This window comes from Ferruginivarius sediminum, from assembly GCF_003344765.1.
Lineage (GTDB): Bacteria > Pseudomonadota > Alphaproteobacteria > Kiloniellales > Rhodovibrionaceae > Ferruginivarius > Ferruginivarius sediminum.
This window is the reverse complement of the sequence record NZ_QPMH01000002.1, coordinates 352,700-370,845: the sequence shown is the minus strand read 5'-3', so window position 1 is coordinate 370,845 and position 18,146 is coordinate 352,700. Positions and strand designations below refer to the sequence as shown.

The window sequence follows — 18,146 nt, the reverse complement described above, 5'->3', positions numbered from 1 at the left end:
CGGAAGTGCCAGCCTCGTCCACGAATTCGCCGAATGCAGAAGTCGGGACTATAAGGAAACGCCTTCCGACCACCTCCCTGGAACCGCGCCATGCGGCAACGAGGTTCGTGCAGCCGTTCCTTACCGCATGCCAGGGACCGAAAGCATGCGGCGCGCGCCTTCGAGTGCAATTTCGGGGTCTTCGCCAAAGGGCCGTGCGAGAACAGCAATAACTTCCTCTGCCGCGAAAACCCTGTTGCGCCCGTATCCGGTTCGCTCCCGCGCGATGTGGTGGCGTTCCAGCATGTTCAGCGCGCTCGAGGCTGCTTGAAACGAAACGCCCAGTTCCCTTGCGAGCGTACGGGCGGTCAAGATCGGCATTCGCATCAGCACCGTCAGCGCACGCAGCGCCGAAGACCCTTTGCGAAAACGCCCGCGCGCTTCCCAAACGGCTGGAAGGCCGCCGATCAGGGCCTTGCTGGTTTGCTCTTCCGTGTGCGAAGCAACGATGGCGTCCGCCATGTACTCTGCGATGGCTCCGTAAGACAGCCGTTTCTGGGCAGCCTCCAAGGCGTGTCGGTATGCTGTACGGTTCCTTTCGATATAGCCGGAGACGTACAGGGGAAGGTGCCCCGAAGCGGCGATTTGCAGGGGCCAGAGAATGCGGCCGACGCGGCCGTTGCCGTCGCTGAATGGATGGATCGCCTCGAAGTGAGCATGACCGACGGCCATTCGCACGGGCAGAGTCATTCCCATGCCCGCGTCGCCCATTTCGATCAGGGTCTTGTCGCGCATCCAAGCCATGACGGCATCGAGACAACCGCTCACGTACTCTGGTGGGGCGGGGTTGTAGATCGACTCTTCCTTGCGGCCGAGGCTGCCAATCTGCACCACGTCGCCCGGCAGGCCCGGGGTTCGCATTCGCCCCGCTACGCCCTGAAAGCCCGGGTCCCGGTTCATCACCAACTCATGGAGCTTGCAGACAAGCTCAGTCGTCAGGGCCTCGATGCCGGCTCGCTGCACACGCGCGAAGCCGTATTCGAGCGCCGCAGCGTACCCCCGCACCGAAAGGTGCCCGGACTTGCCTTCCTGCTCGTCATGGACTTCACCCGGCGTCAGAACATTATCGATGGTGGACCAGGTCCCTTCCATACGTGAGGAGGAGACCGCCTCACGCCGGGCAAAGAGATAGGCCGTCAACTTGTCGAGGTCCGACGCTTCGGCCACGCACGGGCGGCCGTGGAGGATCGAGTTGGCCTTCCCAATCGCACCAGCTGGCAGCCCCGGCGGAAGGTCCAGAGGCGGCGCCGGCGGCACCACGAACCAGATGTTTTTGTAGTCGGGCTTGTCAACGTGCGTAATGCCGAATCCACGCTCCGGCGTGTACGGCTGCCTCAACTTCCCTGTCAATTCTGCCCGTCGCATGCGCTCTACAACCTTGAACATGCCACTCCATATTCAAGATTATAGAAAAAGGCTTGAATTTAAAGGGCTATGTTGAAGGTTCCACCCCCGTCCATCTACCAAGGATCAGCGAAACAGAGTTGAGCATGCAGGTCGACGGCGCTGCGTTACAATGGCAAACGGTTGCGGTTGCACGACCTTCGATCATCAAGACACGGGAGCCCCGGTTCCGCCATGGTACAAATTGAAACCACCTCGCGAACATACAAAATCGCCGCCATCCCCGGCGACGGCATCGGCGCCGAGGTGATCGGTGCCGGCCTGGAGGTCCTGCAGGCGCTTCAGGCGCGCCACGGCGGTTTCGCGCTCGATGTGGAGGAGTTCGAGTGGGGCTCCGACTACTATCGCAGGCACGGGCGGATGATGCCGGCGGACGGGCTGGCGCGGCTGGCGGACAAGGACGCGATCTATTTCGGCGCCGTGGGCGATCCGGAGATTCCCGATCACGTCACGCTGTGGGGTTTGCGGCTCGCGATCTGCCAGGGCTTCGATCAGTACGCCAACGTCCGGCCGGCCCGCCTTCTGCCCGGCATCGAAAGCCCGCTGCGCGGCGTCGCACGGGGCGACCTCGACTGGGTCATCGTGCGCGAGAACAGCGAAGGCGAGTATGCTGGCGCCGGCGGCCGCGTCCACCAGGGCCTGCCCGAGGAGGTCGGCACCGACGTCGCCGTCTTCACCCGCAAAGGGGTCGAACGGGTCATGCGCTTCGCCTTCGAACTGGCACGCAGCCGCCCGCGCAAGCACTTGACCTGCGTCACCAAGTCGAACGCGCAGCGCCACGGCATGGTGCTCTGGGACGAGGTCTTCGCCGAGATGGCGGGAAACTACCCCGACATCGCGACCGACAAGGTCCTGGTAGATGCCATGACCACCCGCATGGTGGGCCGGCCGCGCGATATCGACACCGTCGTCGCCACCAACCTGCACGCCGACATCCTGAGCGATCTGGCCGCCGCCCTCTCCGGCTCCCTCGGCATCGCGCCGACGGCGAACCTGAACCCGGAAAAGCGCTTGCCCTCGATGTTCGAGCCGATCCACGGCAGCGGCTTCGACATCGCCGGCAAGGGAATCGCCAACCCGGTGGGCGCCTTCTGGACCGCGGCGATGATGCTGGACCACCTGGGCGAGGGCGAGGCGGCGGGCGCGCTGATGAACGCCGTCGAGCTGGCACTCGCCGACGGAGAAGCCTTCACGCCCGACCTTGGCGGCAACGCCACCACGCGGCAAGTTACCGACAAGGTGCTAGCCGCGCTGAACGGGACCAACGCCTGAACCGCGCAAAGCCGCGCCCGCACGCGGCCTTCAACGCGATTTGATTGGGCCGTGTCCGGGCTTCGGGCGCATGCTCAAGGCATGAAACGAGGCATCCGTTCGACACTGACGCTTGGTGCGGCCCTTACGGCCTGGCTGGCACTGGCGACGGCCGCATGGGCGCAGGCCCCTGGCTCGTGGACCCGAGCCTTTCCAGAGACCGACTTCACGCAGCATTCGATCGAACTCGATTCGATCATGTCCGGCGGCGTGCCGAAGGACGGCATCCCTTCCATAGACGAACCGGCGTTCGAGGCCGCGCAGGCACGGCGCGACTGGCTGGCCCCGACGGAGCCGGTGATCGGCCTGGAGATCGGCGGCGACGCGCGCGCCTATCCGCTTCGCGTCCTGACTTGGCACGAGATCGTCAACGACAGCGTCGGCGGGCAACCCGTCGCCGTCACCTTCTGCCCGCTCTGCAACGCGGCCATCGTGTTCGATGCCAGGGTCAAGGGCCAACACCTCACCTTCGGCACCACCGGAAAGCTGCGCCACTCCGACCTCGTGATGTACGACCGCCAGACCGGAACCTGGTGGCAGCAGTTCACCGGTACCGGCATCGTCGGCGAACTGACCGGCACGAAGCTGGAGATGCTGCCGGCGCGTCTGGAGTCCTGGGAAAGTTTCCTGGAACGCCACCCGGATGGAAGAGTGCTGGTCCCGAACGACCCGAACGCCCGCCCCTATGGCCGCAATCCCTACGCCGGCTACGACAGCGCAAGCTCCCCGTTCCTCTACCGCGGACCGATGCCGGAGAAAATGCCGGCCATGTCGCGCGTCGTCGTCGTGGGCGACGAGGCTTGGGACCTGCGCCTGCTGCAAGACAAGGGCCGGGTGGAGACCGCAACGCACGTCATCGAATGGCGGGCCGGCCAGAACTCGGCCCTGGACACCGCCGACATCGGCCAGGGCCAGGACGTGGGCAACGTCATCGTCCGCGAGAAGACGGATGACGGCCTGAAGGATGCCGTCTACGACGTAACCTTCGCCTTCGTCTTCAAGGCCTTCCACCCCGAAGGCACGTGGCACGTCAAGGGCGACGGCGGCGAAGGGTGAGCGGCTCAGCCCCGGCGGATTCCGCTGCGCTGCCCATCCCTCCAAGCGGACGGATCAACACCGTATCGGGCCTTGAACGCACGCGTGAAGTAGCTACGGCTGCGATAGCCGGCCCGAGCGGCTACTGATTTCACCGGAAGAGCCGTTGCGGCCAGGAGTCTCGCCGCCTGCTGCAAACGGATCTCAGTGAGAAAGGCATGCGGCGGCTGTCCGAAAACCTGCCGAAAGCGCGCAGCGAAGCTGGAACGGCTCATACCGGACAACGCGGCGAGATCATCCAGGCTGGCATCCTCCGCGGGTTGCGCAAGCATCCTGGCAACGGCAGGTGCAAGCTGCCGGTCGGCCATCGCTTTCAGCCATGGCAAGCGGTCGTCGCCACGCTCGGCCAATCGGCGGAGCAGCAGGATCAGCCACTGCTTCATCAGGCTCTCCGCCATCGCGCGGCTGCCCAACCGCGGCGTGGCAATCTCGTTTAACAACACCTGAAAGGTCATAGCCAGCGCGCTTTCAGGACCGGCAGCCTCCACAAGCGGCGCCGGCAGGCCATCAAAGGGCGTCGCCAGCGCGCCGCCCGCGGCTGCGATGCGCCCGCAAGCCAGAAGCACCTGCGGCCCGTCCTCGCCAGCGGCCAGCCATTCCAGCCCGAGCTTGGGATCGACGCAGCGCGTAGCGCCTCTCTCTCCCGCCGTGGCCTTGATGCTCTGAGACAGGCCGCGTGGACAGACCACAAGCGTGTCCGGCCCTACATCCACTATGCTCCCGTCAGAGAACCTCAAACGGCCCCGCCCGCGCAGCGCATAGTGGACGGTTGCCTCTTTCTGGCCGGACACCTCCAGCGTCTGCCCCTCGCGGACATCGCAGAGTGCAAACGGCTCGACGTTGAGGTCGAGACCGGAAAGCAGGTCGTCTATCGCGGCCACACCGCCTCCATTACGGACGCTATTTGGACGCAAGCGCACACTATGAGCACCATAAGGCACGCGCGCCCGAATAGTATCAAAGGCTGTCAAATACAGGCATATCAAGAGGCAAGGACACTTTCCATGTGCGATAGCCACGACAATGTGAACAGCCGAACGGATGCGATCGTAACGGCCACGGAGAACGAACACGCGCAGTCCGTCAACCGGCGGACCTTCCTGCGCTCCGGGGCGGCCGTCGTCGCCGGCGCCGCGGTGGCGGGCACCGTAATTCAGCAGGCGGATGCCCACGAGGCGACCTATGACGCGCCGGAGAAAGGCGCGTTGCCCGACACGGGTTTCCAGCTTGATGCCACCCGAGCCGCGCTGGTCGTCACCGACCCGCAGATCGATTTCCTCAGCCCGGAAGGCGTTACCTGGAAGGTGGTCGGCGAGAGCGTCGAGCAGAATGGGACGGTTCCGAACATCGAGCGGCTGTTCAAGGCGGCGAAGGAGAGCGGCATGACCGTCGCGATCTCGCCCCACTACTATTACCCGCAAGATCATGAATGGGATTTCGGCGGGCCGCTGGAAAAGCTGATGCACAATATCGGCATGTTCGACCGCAGCAGCCCGACGGATACCGCCGGTCTCGATGGCTCCGGCGCAGATTTCATGCCGCAGTACAAGCCTTACATCGAGGACGGCCAGACCATCGTATGCTCGCCGCACAAGATTTACGGTCCGGAGCAGAACGATCTGATCCTGCAGCTTCGCAAGAAGCGCATCGACCAGGTAATCCTGGCCGGCATGTCAGCGAATCTCTGCGTCGAGGCCCATCTGCGTGAATTACTGGAACAGGGCTTCGAGGTCGCGGTCGTCAAGGATGCCACCGCCGCGGCAAAGTTGCCTGAGGGCGACGGGTATCTCGCCGCGCTGATCAATTTCCGCTACATCGCCAACGCGTTGTGGAGCACGGAGGAAGCCGTGCGGCACATAAACGACGGCGCGTAAGGCTGCTCCTCAGCAGGTCAGCGGGAAGCCCACGGGCGCGGCCCCTACGACGCCGCGCCCAGGCGCTCTCGCAGGCCGTCCAGATAGGCCCTGACACGCGCGGCGTTGGCGCCGACGTCGCTGATGCCCTTGCGCGAGGCGGAGCGAACGTCGATGCGAGTGCGGCCGTCCTCGGTTTCGCGGATGCGGACGACGACATCGTCCTTGAAGCCGTACCACAGGCTGGTTTCCGTTGCCTCGATCCGTCCGGCCTGTGCGTCTTGGGCGGCAATCGCCCATCCGGCCTCGCGCACCTGCGCCAGCGCCGCGTCGAATGCCCGCTCCGGCGTGGCGTCGACGACGAGAGGCTGGATATCCGGATAGGCCTCTTTCTGCTGCCTCGTCGTCTCCCCGCCCGGATACGCGACCTCGTTCGGCGCCGCCTCGCGGGCGTCGCGTACGGCCATGAACTCCGGCGGGTTCTCCAAATCGGTGGTGATGTCGTGTATGCGCGGCACCGTCTCGGCATACTGCAGGTAACTGAGCGGCACCGCCACCACCAGCAGGCCCAGCGCCAGGGCCGGCAGCGCCGCCAGCATCAATGCCTTCCGCCGCAGCAACGCGGCCGCCAGGAAGCCGACGACGGAAAGTCCGGCCCCGGCAAGGGCGGCATAGACCGCCCAGCGCAGCACGGTGAATCCGGTGCGGAAATGCCACCAGTCCCATCGGTGCCCGAGGCCCGAGAGCGCCGCCGCCAGCGCGGCCCCGCCCGCCAGCGCAAAGCCCAGCCAGAGAAGCAGGCGGATGAAGGCGAGGCGGCGTGGCGCGGCTTCGCTTCCGGTCGGCTGCTGTTCCGTCATTGCGCGGCGATCTCCCGTTCATCCACTTCTTCGGCGCCGAGCGGGCGCTCAACATGCGCGAAGGCCTCGGCGATGACCTCCGGCCCGGCATCCTTGTCCCGCCCGACCTCGCTGAGGTGGCGGCGCCACGCCCGGGCACCGGGCAGACCGGCGCAAAGCCCCATGATGTGGCGCGTCAGAACTTTGACTGGCAAGCCTTCGCTTTGCAACCGCTGAGCGTATCCCATCAGGGCCGCAATGACATCGGCGCGCGTCGGGAGCGCTGAAGCGGCGCCGAAGAACCGCCGGTCGGCCTCGGCCAGGATCCAGGGCGTGTGATACGCCGCGCGCCCCAGCATGACGCCATCCATGCCGGCGTCCAGATGCGTTTTCGCGGTGTCCAGGTCCGGCACGCCGCCGTTGATGATGATCTCAAGGTCCGGCCGCGCCTGCTTCAGGCGATAGACCCGACCGTAATCGAGCGGCGGAACGTTCCGGTTCTCCTTGGGACTGAGCCCCTGCAGCCAGGCCTTGCGCGCATGAACGATGAAGGTCCGGCAGCCCGTCGCCGCCACGGTATCGACGAAATCGCGCAGCGCCGCCTCGCTATCCCGATCGTCGATGCCGATGCGGGTCTTCACCGTCACGGGGATCGACACCGCATCGCGCATTGCGGCCACACAGTCCGCCACCAGCCGGGGCTCAGCCATCAGGCAGGCGCCGAAGCGCGCGTTCTGCACCCGGTCCGAGGGGCAACCGACGTTCAGGTTGACCTCGTCATAGCCCCAATCCTGGGCAATTGCCGCACAGTCCGCGAGCGGGCGCGGCTCCGCCCCGCCCAACTGGAGCGCCACGGGATGCTCGACGGGATCGAAGCCCAAAAGCTTCTCCCGGTCGCCGTTCAGCACCGCGCCCGTCGTCACCATCTCGGTATAGAGCAGCGTGCGCCGGGTGATCTGGCGCAGGAAGAAGCGGTCGTGCCGGTCGGTGCAGTCCATCATCGGCGCGACCGACAGGCGGCGATCCGGGTATGTCCCTGTGTGGCTCATGCGGACCTATATAGGCGCAAGAACCCCGTGATGACCATGATCGATCGGAAGCGACTCGGCGCGGGAAGCGATCCCGGTTAGACTGAACGGCGGGCGCGCGCAGCCAACGGAGGGCCGTGATGCTGCGATGGATCGTGCTGGCCGCTGCGGTGCTCTGGGCCGCACCGCAAGCGTCGGCGGACGAGTTCGCCGAGGCACGGCAACAGATGCTGTTGGGCATCGCCGCGCAGACCGAGGCGGCGGCACCCTTGACCGGCGTGGAGGAGATCGACGAGCGCGTGCTCGACGCGATGGCAAGCGTGCCGCGCCACCTGTTCGTACCGGGGCCGCTGCAACCCTTCGCCTACCTGCCGACACCGCTGCCGCTCGGTTACGGACAGAATCTCGCCTCGCCCTATCTGGTCGCGCTGATGACCCATCTGGCCGACATCCAGCCAAGCGACCGCGTCTTCGAAACCGGCACCGGAGCGGGCTACCACGCCGCGGTGATCGCAAGGCTGGCCGAAAAGGTCGTCAGCGTGGAGGTCGTGCCGGAGATCGCCGACGAGGCCCGCATCCACCTTGCCCGCGCACGTGCCGGCAACGTCGAGACACATATCGGCGACGGCTATTATGGCTGGCCCGAGGGCGCGCCCTATGACGTGATCCTGGTCAAGGAGGCGCTGGACCATGTGCCCGACCCATTGATGAAACAGCTCGCGCCCGGCGGGCGCCTGGTCCTGCCGCTGGGCCCGCTCGACGATGCGCAGGAACTCACCGTGATCCGCAAGGGACCGGACGGAGAGGTCAGGCGCCGGCAGGTGCTCTCGGTGCGCTTCTCACCCCTGCAGGGCGGCCAGCGGCTCTAAGACGGATACTCGGCCGTCCTCAGGGCTCGACGGCATAGACGAGGCCGGCGGAGGCATCTTTGATCCTGTCCACGCGCCCGCCGTTCCAGTGATAGGCCAGATGCCGGCCCTGCGTGGGGACGGTGACGACATCCGGCCAGAACGCGGCGATGCAGTCGCCATCGGGATAGCGCACGCTGGGATAGACGACCCCGTCGGCCCCCTCCTGACGCAGCCGGCGGGCGAGCGACTGCGAACGGCTGTAATCGTCCGGATCCAGGCAAGGTGTGAAGATGCTGTCGCCACGAAGGTCATGCAACTCCGCGTCGATGGACCCGATCAGTTCCCGGAACTCCGATGTCCAGCCCGGCGGCTCCGCCGTGCGGGCCATGAAGCGGCCGTGGTGATAGACCGTCTCAAACAGGGCGACCTCGAAGCGATCGCCGGCGGAATAAACGCCCCACGTGCCGTCCGTGAAGCGCCCTGGCCGGTCGGTCGAGACGTGCACGAAGGGCGCCATCACCCAAGACGCGCCGGCCCCGCCGACACGCCGCTCCGGCGGCACGAGGTCCAAGTTGCCGACGCTCTCCGACAGGCGCGGGTTGGTCCTTGCCTCCCCGGCGGCGATCAAGGGCCAGTCGGCCGGGTCGGCTATATCCTCGAACAGATCGATGGGCGGGAAGCGCGAGCGGATGATGCGGTGAGTTTTCGGCCAGGCGACCCGGCGCAGCGGCGGGTCCGGCAGGCTCACCAGCCACCCCGTTCGGCGTCCAGATAATGCCTGACGCGCATCAGATCGGTGATCTCGCCGCCCAGCATGACTTGGAGCGCCGAGCGGCCGCCGAACGCCGCGTTCGGGCGCTTGACCCAGGCATAGGCGCGCTCCTTGTCGGCAAAGACGATGCGCAGCGCCTTGTGGATGCCCATCAGATTGGATAGCCGCGTGCGCAGGTCACGGCCGATACGGCCGAACCGCCCCGCCTTCCAGCGGGCATAGGTTCTGAGCGAGATACCGCCCAGGAGCACGGTGGCTTCGTGGTCGCTGACGCCCCACCGATCGAACAGCTTCACGGCGGCGCGGGCCATCGCGGCCGCCTCGGCGTCGCTCGGCTCGGCGACGGGCGGAACATCCTCCGCCGTGTGGATCAGTCGCAATTCCGGCATTGCGCGCCTCCTGTCATACGGCAAATATATGCTGTCTTATGCCAAATGGCAATTTCAACAACGCAAGCCGGATCATCCCTGCTGTCCACGATGCAGGCGCGTAACTCCCCGCGGCGGATTGCTCAGGGGCCGCACACCGGGCTAGAGTGCCGCTTCTGTCCTCAGCGGCGAAAGACCGGAGAACCGTGCGTTACGTTTCCACACGCGGCCAGGCGCCCCGCCTGTCCTTCGACGACGTCCTGCTTGCCGGGCTGGCCCGCGACGGGGGCCTCTACCTGCCCGAGGAATGGCCAACGCTGTCACCGGAAGAGCTGGCGGGCTTCGCGGGACGGCCCTACGCCGAGGTGGCGGCGGCGGTCATGCGCCCGTTCCTGGCGGAGTCCTGCGCGGCGGAAGCGCTGGACGACCTGACGGCGCGTGCCTATTCAAGCTTCGCGCGCACCGGGACCTGCCCGCTGGTCCAGCTCGACGAGGGGCGGTGGCTGCTGGAGCTTTTCCACGGGCCGACGCTTGCCTTCAAGGACGTGGCGCTGCAGCTTCTGGGCGAGCTGTTCGATCACGTCCTGGCCAGGCGCGGCGAGCGCATCACCATCGTCGGCGCGACCTCCGGCGACACCGGATCTGCGGCGATCGAGGCGTGCCGGGACCGCGAGCGCGTGGACATCTTCATCCTGCACCCGAAGGGCCGCGTTTCAGAGGTGCAGCGCCGGCAGATGACGACGGTGGAGGCCGCGAACGTCCACAACATCGCGGTCGAGGGCACCTTCGACGACTGCCAGGCGCTGGTGAAGGCGATGTTCAACGACCCCGCCTTTCGCGACCAGCAGAGGCTGGCGGCGGTGAACTCCATCAACTTCGCACGCATCCTGGCGCAGATCGTCTATTACGTGACCGCCGCCGTCGCGCTGGGCGCGCCGCACCGGCGCGTCGCGTTCTCGGTACCGACCGGCAACTTCGGCAACGTCTTCGCCGGCTATGCGGCCAAGCGCATGGGCCTGCCGGTGGAACGGCTGATCGTCGGCTCGAACAGCAACGACATCCTGACCCGCTTCTTCGAAACCGGGGCGATGGAAGCGCAGGGCGTCATCCCAACGTTGTCGCCGTCGATGGACATCCAGGTTTCCAGCAATTTCGAGCGGCTGCTCTTCGACCTGCTGGACGGCGACGGCGCGGCGGTGGCGCGGGAGATGGAGCGCTTCAAGCAGAGCGGACGCTTCGCCGTGGAGCGGTCCCGACTGGAGAGAGCGCTTGAGACCTTCTCGGGCGCGCGATATGACGACGCGCGGACCAGGGCGGAAATCGCGCGCGTGCGCCGGGAGACGGGCCTGCTGGTAGATCCGCACAGCGCCATCGGCATCGCCGCCGGGCGCGAGCTTCACGGCAAGAGCGACGTGCCACTGATATCGCTGGCGACCGCGCATCCGGCCAAGTTTCCCGATGCCGTCGAAGCCGCGACGGGCGAGCGGCCGGCCCTGCCGGAACGGCTGGCCGACCTGTACGAGCGCCCCGAACGTTGCACCGCGCTGCCGAACGACCTTGCCGAAGTCGAGGCGTACGTGCGCGCGCACAGCCGGGCGGGCGAGCGCGCGCCGAGCGCTTGAGCGGGGGCGATGACGTGCGGCGGGGGACGCACCATTTGATAGGATCGCATTCAAGGAAAGAGGATACGCCAGCATGACCGTGCAGGTGACACGCCTGGACAATGGGCTGACCGTCGCGACGGATACCATGCCGCACGTCGAGACCGTGGCGCTCGGCGCCTTCGTTGGCGTCGGCACGCGCCAGGAGCCTTCGGAGATGAACGGCGTCGCCCACCTGCTGGAGCACATGGCGTTCAAGGGCACCGCAAAGCGCAGCGCCCGCGACATTGCCGAGGAGATCGAGGCCGTGGGCGGCTACCTGAATGCCTATACCGGCCGCGAGACCACGGCCTACTACGCCAAGGTCCTGAAGGAGCACGCGCCGCTCGCGCTCGACATCATCTCCGATATCCTGCTCCATCCTCGCTTCAGCGAAGAGGAACTGCGCCGGGAGCGACAGGTGATCCTTCAGGAGATCGGCCAGGCGCACGACACGCCGGACGACATCATTTTCGACCACTTCCAGGAGACGGCCTATCCCGAGCAGGGCATCGGCCGTCCGGTCCTCGGCCGCTCCGAGATCGTGCAGACCCTGGGACGCGACGATATGATTTCCTACATGCGCCGGCATTACGGCGCCCAGCGGATGGTCGTGGCCGCCTCGGGCAATATCGAGCACGAGCGCTTCGTCGATATGGTGGCGGATGCCTTCGCGGAGCTGCCGCAGGCCACCGCCGCGCCGGTGGAGACGGCCCGCTACTCGGGCGGCGATTTCCGTGAGCGCCGCGACCTGGAGCAGGTGCACGTCATTTTAGGCATGCCGGGTGTGGGCTATCTGGACGACGACTATTATGCCTGCGCCGTGCTGTCGACGCTGCTTGGAGGGGGCCTGTCCTCGCGTCTGTTCCAGAAGGTGCGCGAGGAGCGCGGCCTCGTCTACAATATCTTCGCCTTCCATGCCGCCGCCAGTGACAGCGGCCTGTTCGGCGTTTATGCCGGCACGGGCGAGAGCGAGGTGGCGGAACTGCTGCCGGCCGTGTGTGACGAGATCGCCGCCGTCGCCCGCGAGGTCGGGGACGCGGAGATGGAGCGCGCGCGGGCCCAGCTCAAGGCCAGCATCCTGATGGGCCGGGAAAGCACTGGCGGGCGCTGCGAGCAGCTTGCCAGTCACCTGCTGATCCATGGCCGGCCGCTGTCGCCGGAAGAGATCGTCGCCGCCATCGAAGCGGTCGACATGCCGCAGGTCCAGGCACTGGCCGAACGTCTGGCCGGCAGCCGGCCGACGCTTACCAGCATCGGCCCGATTGACCGGGTCGAATCCTTCGATACCGTCGTTCGACGCTTCGCGGCATGATTTCGTTGTTCACCGGCCCATGCTTTCCTGGTTGCGCCTGCCTCCCGACCGCGGCCCGACGCTAAGTTACGGGCGCGTGCGCCTGCGCCCGGCCCGGCCGGGCGACTGGCGCGAGTGGGCCCGCCTGCGCGAGCACAGCCGGCAGTTCCTGACCCCGTGGGAGCCGACATGGCCGGCGGATGCCCTGTCGCGCGGCGCGTTCCGCAGGCGCCTGAACCAGTACCTGACGGAGATGCGGGACGGCCACGGCTACAACTTCCTGATCTTCCGGAAGAGCGACCGGGCGCTGGTGGGCGGCATCTCGATGAGCAACGTGCGCCGGGGCGTGGCGCAATCGGCCAGCCTCGGCTACTGGATCGGCGCGCCCTATGCGCGCCACGGCTATATGTCCGAAGCCCTGACGGCGGTCCTGAACTTCGGCTTCACCACGATTGGCCTGCACCGGATCGAGGCCGCCTGCCTGCCCAGCAACGAGGCCTCGCAAGGCTTATTGCGCAAGGTCGGCTTCACTGAAGAGGGATATGCGCGGGAATACCTGCGCATCAACGGCGTCTGGCGCGATCACGTGCTGTTCGCCGTCCTGCGCACGGACCAATGGGGCATCGACGCGGGCGCGATCGCGGCGGACGGCGACAGTCGCCGCCGCGAGGTCGGCTGACGAAGGGCGCCCGCGGACGGCGCGCGCTTCAGGCGTGGCCAGCTTCGCCGGACAGGCTGCTGGGATCGAAGCCGAGCTTGCCGATGGCCTGCTCCCACTTCGCATCCAGGTTCTCGTCGAATACCAGGCCTTCGTCGGCATCGACGTTCAGCCAGCCGTTTGCCTGGATCTCCGAATCGAGCTGCCCCGGTCCCCAGCCAGCATAGCCAAGGGCCAGCAGGCTGCGCCGCGGCCCACGGCCGTCGGCGATGTCGCGCAGGATGTCGATGGTCGCCGTGAGAGCGACCGTTTCGTCCACCTGCATCGAGCCCGACTTCACGTAGTCCGACGAGTGCAGGACGAACCCGCGCCCACGCTCCACCGGCCCGCCGAAGTGGACCCGTATCTCCTCCGCCGTCTGGCCGGTCTCGATGCCAACCTGCTCCAACAGCTCATGGAACGTCAAAGACCCCATCAGCTTGTTGACGACTAACCCGATTGCGCCCTCCTCATCGTGGGCGCATACATAAATCACGGAACGCGAGAAGCGCGGATCGCTCATGTTGGGCATGGCGACCAGAAGCTGTCCCGCCAGAGAGGTGTGTTGCTCATCCGTCATATCGAGACACCCACTTTACACCTGTCGCGATAAGTCGCAACCTAACAGGACCAGCCACGGGAATGTGACTGCGGACATGTCACCTTGAATTGCTATATAGGGTGCATGGCCGATGATATTAACGCCCCTGGCGGATCGAATGTACGAGATGTCGGAATGATGCTGCGTCGCTACGCCATAGCTGCCCTGTCAGCGATCTTTCTATCACTGGTTGTATTAGCGCAGCCCCAGGCAGCGGGGGGCGATGGCGCCACGGCCAGCGACTGGGCGGCGCACGAGAACGGGCGCATGCGTCTGATCTCGGCTTCCAGCGGCGTCGGAGAGCGGGAAACCCTGCGCCTGGGCCTGCACTTCCAGCTTGAGCCCGGGTGGAAGATCTACTGGCGCTCGCCGGGCGAGGCGGGTTACCCACCGAAGGTGGATTGGAGCGGTTCGAAGAATCTGGCGGAAGCAAATCTGCGCTGGCCGGTGCCGCATCGGTTCGAGCTGTTCGGCCTGCAGACCTTCGGTTATGGCGGCGAGGTGGTGCTTCCGATTGTCGCACGCGTCGAACGCGCCGGCGAAGGCGTCACACTGAACGCCAGCGTCGATTACCTGACGTGCGAGGAGATCTGCATCCCCCGGAAGGCGCAGCTCTCGGTGACGCTGCCGCCCGATTCGGCGCAGCCCTCGGAGCACGCCTACCTCATCGACCGGTTCCGCGCCCGCGTGCCCGGTGACGGTGCCGGAAGCGGCCTGTCTCTGGACGAAGCCGCCCTGTCCGACGGGGACGAAACCCCAGTCCTCTCATTGGCCGTGACCAGCACAGCCGAGCCGTTCGACGCACCCGACGCCGTGGTCGAGGGCGCGGACGGCTATGCCTTCGGCAAGCCCATCGTCGCACTGAAGGACGGCGGCAAGCGCGCCGTGCTGGACCTGCCGATCCAGGCGGATCCCACCGCCGAAGGCAAGCTGGAAGGCCGGCAGGTGACCGTCACCGTTTTCGACGGGGAGCGCGGGCTGGAAAGGGACATCGCGCTGCGGACCGGCGACATCGGCGCCGGCGGCGCACTGCTGCCGGGCCTCGGCGAGGACAGCGGCGATGGCCTGCTTCGCCTGGCGGGCATGCTCGGCCTTGCCGTGCTGGGGGGGCTGATCCTCAACCTGATGCCCTGCGTCCTGCCGGTCCTCTCGCTCAAGCTGTTGAAGGTGGTCGGGCACGGCGGCCGGGAACTGGGTCACGTCCGGGCAAGCTTCCTCGCTTCGGCGGCGGGCATCCTTGTCTCGTTCCTGGTCCTCGCCGGCGGGGCCATCGCGCTGAAATCGGCAGGCGCGGCCGTCGGCTGGGGCATGCAGTTCCAACATCCGGCGTTCCTGGTCGGCCTGACGCTAGTGGTGACGCTGTTCGCCTGCAACCTGTTCGGCTTCTTCGAGATTCCGCTGCCGCGCTTCATCGCCGATTCGCTCGGCGGCCAACATCAGGGGCACGAGGGGATGGCCGGTCACTTCCTGACCGGCGCGCTGGCGACACTGCTGGCAACGCCGTGCTCCGCGCCGTTCCTGGGCACCGCCATCGCCTTCGCCCTGTCGCGCGGGGCCATCGAGATCCTGGCGATCTTCATCGCACTGGGAATCGGCCTTGCCCTGCCCTATCTGGCCGTAGCCGCCGTCCCGTCGGTGGCCGCGCGCATGCCAAGGCCGGGACGCTGGATGCTGACCGTCAAGAAGGTCCTGGGGCTTGCGCTGGCGGGCACGGCGGTATGGCTGCTGACCGTGCTGGCGGCGCAGGACGGCACGCTCGCCGCCGGCGCCGTCGGTGGCCTGATGGCGGCGCTCATCGCGGTGCTCGGCCTCAAGGGCCTGGCCCCCGGACAGTTGCGGCGGGCGGTGCCGATCCTCGTCGCGGTTATCGGGGCCGCGGCCTTTGCCGCGCCGCCGGGTCTCGGCTCGGCGCCGCAGCCGGCGAAGCAGACGGCCGCGTCCGATTGGCAGACGCTCGACCGCACGAGAATCCAAGACATGGTCGACGCCGGCAAGGTGGTCTTCGTGGATGTGACGGCGGATTGGTGCATCACCTGCAAGGTCAACAAGGCCGCCGTCATCAATACGGAGACTGTGCAGGCAAGACTGGACGGCAAGGACGTGGTACGCATGCGCGGCGACTGGACCCGGCCAAGCGACGAGATCGCGGAATACCTGGCCAGCTTCGGGCGCTATGGCATTCCCTTCAACGTCGTGTACGGCCCGAACGCGCCCAAGGGAATCGCGCTGCCGGAAATACTGACGAAGTCGGCCGTGCTGGATGCGATTGACACGGCGCGGGCCGGCTAGGGATTCTCTGCGCCACGCGGGCCCATGGCCCCGCAAAAGTTCTCACGGCAACGAAAAACGGGAAAGACCGCAATGATCAAGGTGGGTGACAAGATTCCGAGCGCCACGCTCCGCCGCATGAACGACAGCGGCATCGAGGAGGTGCAGACAAGCGACTACTTCGCCGGGCGCAAGATCGCCATGATCGGCGTTCCGGGCGCCTTCACGCCGACCTGCTCGCAGCAGCACCTGCCCGGCTACATCCAGAAGGCCGCCGACTTCAAGGGCAAGGGCGTGGACGAGATCGCCTGTCTGTCGGTGAACGACCCCTTCGTGATGCAGGAATGGGGCAAGGCGTCCGGCGCCGAGGGCAAGGTGACCCTGCTGGCCGACGGCAACGGTGAATTCACCAAGGCGATGGGCCTTGAATTCGACGGCAGCGGTGCCGGCCTCGGCACCCGCAGCAAGCGCTTTGCCATGATCGTCGAGGACGGCGTCGTGAAGAGCCTGCACGTGGAGGACAGCCCCGGCGCGCTGCAGGTCACCGGTGCGGAAAAGCTGATCGAGGAAGTCTGATCGGGTGGCTCGCGATCCTGTCGCGAGCCTGATCCGGATTGGTCGGCCGGGCGGCATGAATGTCGCCCGGCCGATTTTCGTTGCTACTTGAACTGCTTCAGCGCCTCGCGCGCCAGGACGTCGGCGCGCTCGTTCTCCGGATGGCCGGAATGGCCGCGCGTCCATTCCCACTCGACCCGGTGCGTCGCAAGCGCCTGTTCCAGCCGCTGCCAGAGGTCGCGGTTCTTCACCGGCTTGTTGTCCGCCGTCTTCCAGCCCTTGCGCCGCCAGTTGTGGATCCACTGCGTGATCCCCTGGCGCAGGTAGTTGCTGTCGGTGACGATGCGCACGGTCGCCGGACGCTTCAGCGCCTCAAGCGCGCGAATCGCCGCCATCAGCTCCATACGGTTGTTCGTGGTCTCCGCCTCCCCGCCGGACAGTTCCTTCTCGTGCCCGCGCCAGCGCAGGATCGCACCCCATCCGCCCGGCCCCGGATTGCCGGAGCAGGCGCCATCGGTGAAGATCTCGATGAGTTCGCTGCCGCTCATCAACCCAGCCCGTAGGCGGCCGGGCCGCGAACATCGCGGTGGAAACGCAGCTTCTTCAGGTACTCGACCGGGTCTTTCGGTTCGACATAGGCGCCCGGCGGGTGGTTCAGCCAGTCGAACAGTCGCGTCAGCAGGAACCGCAGCGCACTGCCTCGTGCGAGCAACGGCAAGGCCGCCATCTCTTCATCCGAGAAGGGGCGAACACTGCAATAGGACTGCAGAAGCGCCCGAGCCTTCGTCGCATTGAACGAATCGTCGGGCTCGAAGCACCAGGCGTTCAGGCAGATCGCCAGGTCATAGGCAAAGAAGTCGTTGCACGCGAAATAGAAGTCGATGAAGCCCGACAGCCGGTCACCCTGGAAGAACACGTTGTCGGGGAACAGGTCGGCGTGGATGACTCCCTGCGGCAGGTCACCGGGCCAGGCCTGCTCCAGCACGCCGACTTCGCGTTCCAGTTCTTCCGTCAGGCCCGGCATCACCTCGTCGCCGCGTCCGTCGCACGACTCCAGAAGCTTGCGCCAGCCTTCCACTGAAAGGTTGTTCGGCCGATACATCGGGAAATCCCGGCCTGCCACGTGCATTCTTGCCAGCGCCCCGCCCAGCAGGCGGCAGTGTTCCGCCGTCACACGCTTCGGCCAGAGGCCCTGCAGGAACGTCACGATAGCCGCCGGACGACCGCACAGTTCGCGCAGCGCCTCGCCGTCGCGGCCGTGCACGGGCGTAGGACAGGGAATGCCCCGGTCGCTGAGGTGATCCATCAGCGCCAGGAAGTACGGCAGATCCTCCCGCCGGACGCGCTTTTCATAGAGCGTCAGGATGTAGTTGCCGGTGGTCGTGGAGAGCAGGTAGTTCGAGTTCTCGACCCCCTCGGCGATGCCCTTGAGGGACACCACCTCGCCCAGGTCGTACTCCGCGACAAACGCCGCCACGTCGCTGTCGGTGACTTCGGTATAGACCGCCATGCCCGCGCCCGGTCGCCGAAC

General features: G+C 66.5%; 18 protein-coding genes. 9 read left to right on the top strand and 9 right to left on the bottom strand.

Annotated features, from left to right (window positions below; translation table 11 throughout):
- Positions 1 to 120: 120 nt before the first annotated feature.
- Positions 121 to 1,425: a Fic family protein gene (locus DRB17_RS03695; protein WP_114580809.1), complete on the bottom strand. Its 1,305-nt coding sequence runs from the start codon at positions 1,423 to 1,425 to the stop codon at positions 121 to 123.
- A 192-nt stretch (positions 1,426 to 1,617) separates the two neighbouring features.
- Between DRB17_RS03695 and DRB17_RS03690 the strand changes: the two genes are divergently transcribed.
- Together DRB17_RS03690 and DRB17_RS03685 are read left to right on the top strand one after the other, a co-directional pair.
- Positions 1,618 to 2,715, top strand: a complete 1,098-nt coding sequence (locus DRB17_RS03690) for a tartrate dehydrogenase (protein ID WP_114580808.1) — start codon at positions 1,618 to 1,620, stop codon at positions 2,713 to 2,715.
- Between the two features lie 81 nt (positions 2,716 to 2,796).
- Positions 2,797 to 3,810: a DUF3179 domain-containing protein gene (locus DRB17_RS03685; protein WP_114580807.1), complete on the top strand. Its 1,014-nt coding sequence runs from the start codon at positions 2,797 to 2,799 to the stop codon at positions 3,808 to 3,810.
- 5 nt (positions 3,811 to 3,815) lie between these two features.
- Here the strand turns inward: DRB17_RS03685 and DRB17_RS03675 are convergent, their stop codons facing one another.
- A complete protein-coding gene (locus tag DRB17_RS03675; protein WP_161958687.1) occupies positions 3,816 to 4,730 on the bottom strand; it encodes an AraC family transcriptional regulator in 915 nt (304 codons plus the stop codon).
- Positions 4,731 to 4,853: 123 nt separating this feature from the next.
- On the opposite strand from DRB17_RS03675, the gene DRB17_RS03670 reads away from it, so the two are divergent.
- Positions 4,854 to 5,723, top strand: coding sequence for a cysteine hydrolase family protein (locus tag DRB17_RS03670; RefSeq protein ID WP_114580805.1), 870 nt, complete (start codon positions 4,854 to 4,856; stop codon positions 5,721 to 5,723).
- Between the two features lie 44 nt (positions 5,724 to 5,767).
- On the opposite strand, the gene DRB17_RS03665 is transcribed toward DRB17_RS03670, so the two are convergent.
- Both DRB17_RS03665 and dusA read right to left on the bottom strand, forming a co-directional pair.
- Complete coding sequence (locus DRB17_RS03665; RefSeq protein ID WP_114580804.1) at positions 5,768 to 6,562, bottom strand: DUF1499 domain-containing protein; 795 nt, start codon at positions 6,560 to 6,562, stop codon at positions 5,768 to 5,770.
- Complete coding sequence (dusA, locus tag DRB17_RS03660; RefSeq protein WP_114580803.1) at positions 6,559 to 7,590, bottom strand: tRNA dihydrouridine(20/20a) synthase DusA; 1,032 nt, start codon at positions 7,588 to 7,590, stop codon at positions 6,559 to 6,561. Before dusA ends, DRB17_RS03665 begins: the two co-directional genes overlap by 4 nt.
- 119 nt (positions 7,591 to 7,709) lie before the next feature.
- Here dusA and DRB17_RS03655 point away from each other — a divergent pair, with 119 nt between their 5' ends.
- A complete protein-coding gene (locus DRB17_RS03655; protein ID WP_114580802.1) occupies positions 7,710 to 8,438 on the top strand; it encodes a protein-L-isoaspartate(D-aspartate) O-methyltransferase in 729 nt (242 codons plus the stop codon).
- Between the two features lie 19 nt (positions 8,439 to 8,457).
- On the opposite strand, the gene DRB17_RS03650 is transcribed toward DRB17_RS03655, so the two are convergent.
- Entirely contained in the window at positions 8,458 to 9,168 is a 711-nt protein-coding gene (locus tag DRB17_RS03650) for an RES family NAD+ phosphorylase (protein WP_241503726.1), read from the bottom strand.
- Complete coding sequence (locus tag DRB17_RS03645) at positions 9,165 to 9,581, bottom strand: antitoxin Xre/MbcA/ParS toxin-binding domain-containing protein (protein WP_114580800.1); 417 nt, start codon at positions 9,579 to 9,581, stop codon at positions 9,165 to 9,167. Before DRB17_RS03645 ends, DRB17_RS03650 begins: the two co-directional genes overlap by 4 nt.
- 185 nt (positions 9,582 to 9,766) lie before the next feature.
- Here DRB17_RS03645 and thrC point away from each other — a divergent pair, with 185 nt between their 5' ends.
- The 3 genes from thrC to DRB17_RS03630 all read left to right on the top strand — a co-directional run bounded on the left by thrC (position 9,767) and on the right by DRB17_RS03630 (position 13,173).
- A complete protein-coding gene (gene thrC / locus DRB17_RS03640; RefSeq protein ID WP_114580799.1) occupies positions 9,767 to 11,182 on the top strand; it encodes a threonine synthase in 1,416 nt (471 codons plus the stop codon).
- Positions 11,183 to 11,255: 73 nt separating this feature from the next.
- Positions 11,256 to 12,515 (top strand): M16 family metallopeptidase, encoded by a 1,260-nt coding sequence (locus DRB17_RS03635; RefSeq protein WP_114580798.1) that lies wholly within the window; start codon positions 11,256 to 11,258, stop codon positions 12,513 to 12,515.
- Between the two features lie 19 nt (positions 12,516 to 12,534).
- Complete coding sequence (locus DRB17_RS03630; RefSeq protein WP_114580797.1) at positions 12,535 to 13,173, top strand: GNAT family N-acetyltransferase; 639 nt, start codon at positions 12,535 to 12,537, stop codon at positions 13,171 to 13,173.
- A gap of 28 nt (positions 13,174 to 13,201) precedes the next feature.
- On the opposite strand, the gene DRB17_RS03625 is transcribed toward DRB17_RS03630, so the two are convergent.
- Positions 13,202 to 13,771 carry a YqgE/AlgH family protein gene (locus tag DRB17_RS03625; protein ID WP_114580796.1) on the bottom strand — a complete coding sequence of 190 codons (570 nt, stop codon included), beginning with the start codon at positions 13,769 to 13,771 and terminating at the stop codon, positions 13,202 to 13,204.
- A gap of 156 nt (positions 13,772 to 13,927) precedes the next feature.
- On the opposite strand from DRB17_RS03625, the gene DRB17_RS03620 reads away from it, so the two are divergent.
- Together DRB17_RS03620 and DRB17_RS03615 are read left to right on the top strand one after the other, a co-directional pair.
- The gene (locus DRB17_RS03620) at positions 13,928 to 16,081 is read left to right on the top strand and encodes a protein-disulfide reductase DsbD family protein (protein ID WP_161958686.1); all 2,154 of its coding nucleotides are present in this window, start codon (positions 13,928 to 13,930) and stop codon (positions 16,079 to 16,081) included.
- A gap of 72 nt (positions 16,082 to 16,153) precedes the next feature.
- Positions 16,154 to 16,636 (top strand): peroxiredoxin, encoded by a 483-nt coding sequence (locus DRB17_RS03615; RefSeq protein WP_114580794.1) that lies wholly within the window; start codon positions 16,154 to 16,156, stop codon positions 16,634 to 16,636.
- 83 nt (positions 16,637 to 16,719) lie between these two features.
- Here DRB17_RS03615 and rnhA read toward each other — a convergent pair whose 3' ends face one another.
- A complete protein-coding gene (gene rnhA / locus DRB17_RS03610) occupies positions 16,720 to 17,163 on the bottom strand; it encodes a ribonuclease HI (RefSeq protein ID WP_114580793.1) in 444 nt (147 codons plus the stop codon).
- The gene (locus DRB17_RS03605; RefSeq protein ID WP_114580792.1) at positions 17,163 to 18,125 is read right to left on the bottom strand and encodes a homoserine kinase; all 963 of its coding nucleotides are present in this window, start codon (positions 18,123 to 18,125) and stop codon (positions 17,163 to 17,165) included. Before DRB17_RS03605 ends, rnhA begins: the two co-directional genes overlap by 1 nt.
- Positions 18,126 to 18,146: the final 21 nt, after the last annotated feature.

What these genes read in the sequence shown, in the direction of transcription:
- dusA (WP_114580803.1), bottom strand. Translation starts at nt 7,590, where the DNA reads ATGAGCCACACAGGGACATACCCGGATCGCCGCCTGTCGGTCGCGCCG.
- DRB17_RS03615 (WP_114580794.1), top strand. Translation starts at nt 16,154, where the DNA reads ATGATCAAGGTGGGTGACAAGATTCCGAGCGCCACGCTCCGCCGCATG.
- DRB17_RS03670 (WP_114580805.1), top strand. Translation starts at nt 4,854, where the DNA reads ATGTGCGATAGCCACGACAATGTGAACAGCCGAACGGATGCGATCGTA.
- DRB17_RS03645 (WP_114580800.1), bottom strand. Translation starts at nt 9,581, where the DNA reads ATGCCGGAATTGCGACTGATCCACACGGCGGAGGATGTTCCGCCCGTC.
- DRB17_RS03695 (WP_114580809.1), bottom strand. Translation starts at nt 1,425, where the DNA reads ATGTTCAAGGTTGTAGAGCGCATGCGACGGGCAGAATTGACAGGGAAG.
- DRB17_RS03665 (WP_114580804.1), bottom strand. Translation starts at nt 6,562, where the DNA reads ATGACGGAACAGCAGCCGACCGGAAGCGAAGCCGCGCCACGCCGCCTC.
- DRB17_RS03630 (WP_114580797.1), top strand. Translation starts at nt 12,535, where the DNA reads ATGCTTTCCTGGTTGCGCCTGCCTCCCGACCGCGGCCCGACGCTAAGT.
- DRB17_RS03625 (WP_114580796.1), bottom strand. Translation starts at nt 13,771, where the DNA reads ATGACGGATGAGCAACACACCTCTCTGGCGGGACAGCTTCTGGTCGCC.
- DRB17_RS03635 (WP_114580798.1), top strand. Translation starts at nt 11,256, where the DNA reads ATGACCGTGCAGGTGACACGCCTGGACAATGGGCTGACCGTCGCGACG.
- DRB17_RS03605 (WP_114580792.1), bottom strand. Translation starts at nt 18,125, where the DNA reads ATGGCGGTCTATACCGAAGTCACCGACAGCGACGTGGCGGCGTTTGTC.
- rnhA (WP_114580793.1), bottom strand. Translation starts at nt 17,163, where the DNA reads ATGAGCGGCAGCGAACTCATCGAGATCTTCACCGATGGCGCCTGCTCC.
- DRB17_RS03655 (WP_114580802.1), top strand. Translation starts at nt 7,710, where the DNA reads ATGCTGCGATGGATCGTGCTGGCCGCTGCGGTGCTCTGGGCCGCACCG.
- DRB17_RS03690 (WP_114580808.1), top strand. Translation starts at nt 1,618, where the DNA reads ATGGTACAAATTGAAACCACCTCGCGAACATACAAAATCGCCGCCATC.
- DRB17_RS03620 (WP_161958686.1), top strand. Translation starts at nt 13,928, where the DNA reads ATGATGCTGCGTCGCTACGCCATAGCTGCCCTGTCAGCGATCTTTCTA.
- DRB17_RS03685 (WP_114580807.1), top strand. Translation starts at nt 2,797, where the DNA reads ATGAAACGAGGCATCCGTTCGACACTGACGCTTGGTGCGGCCCTTACG.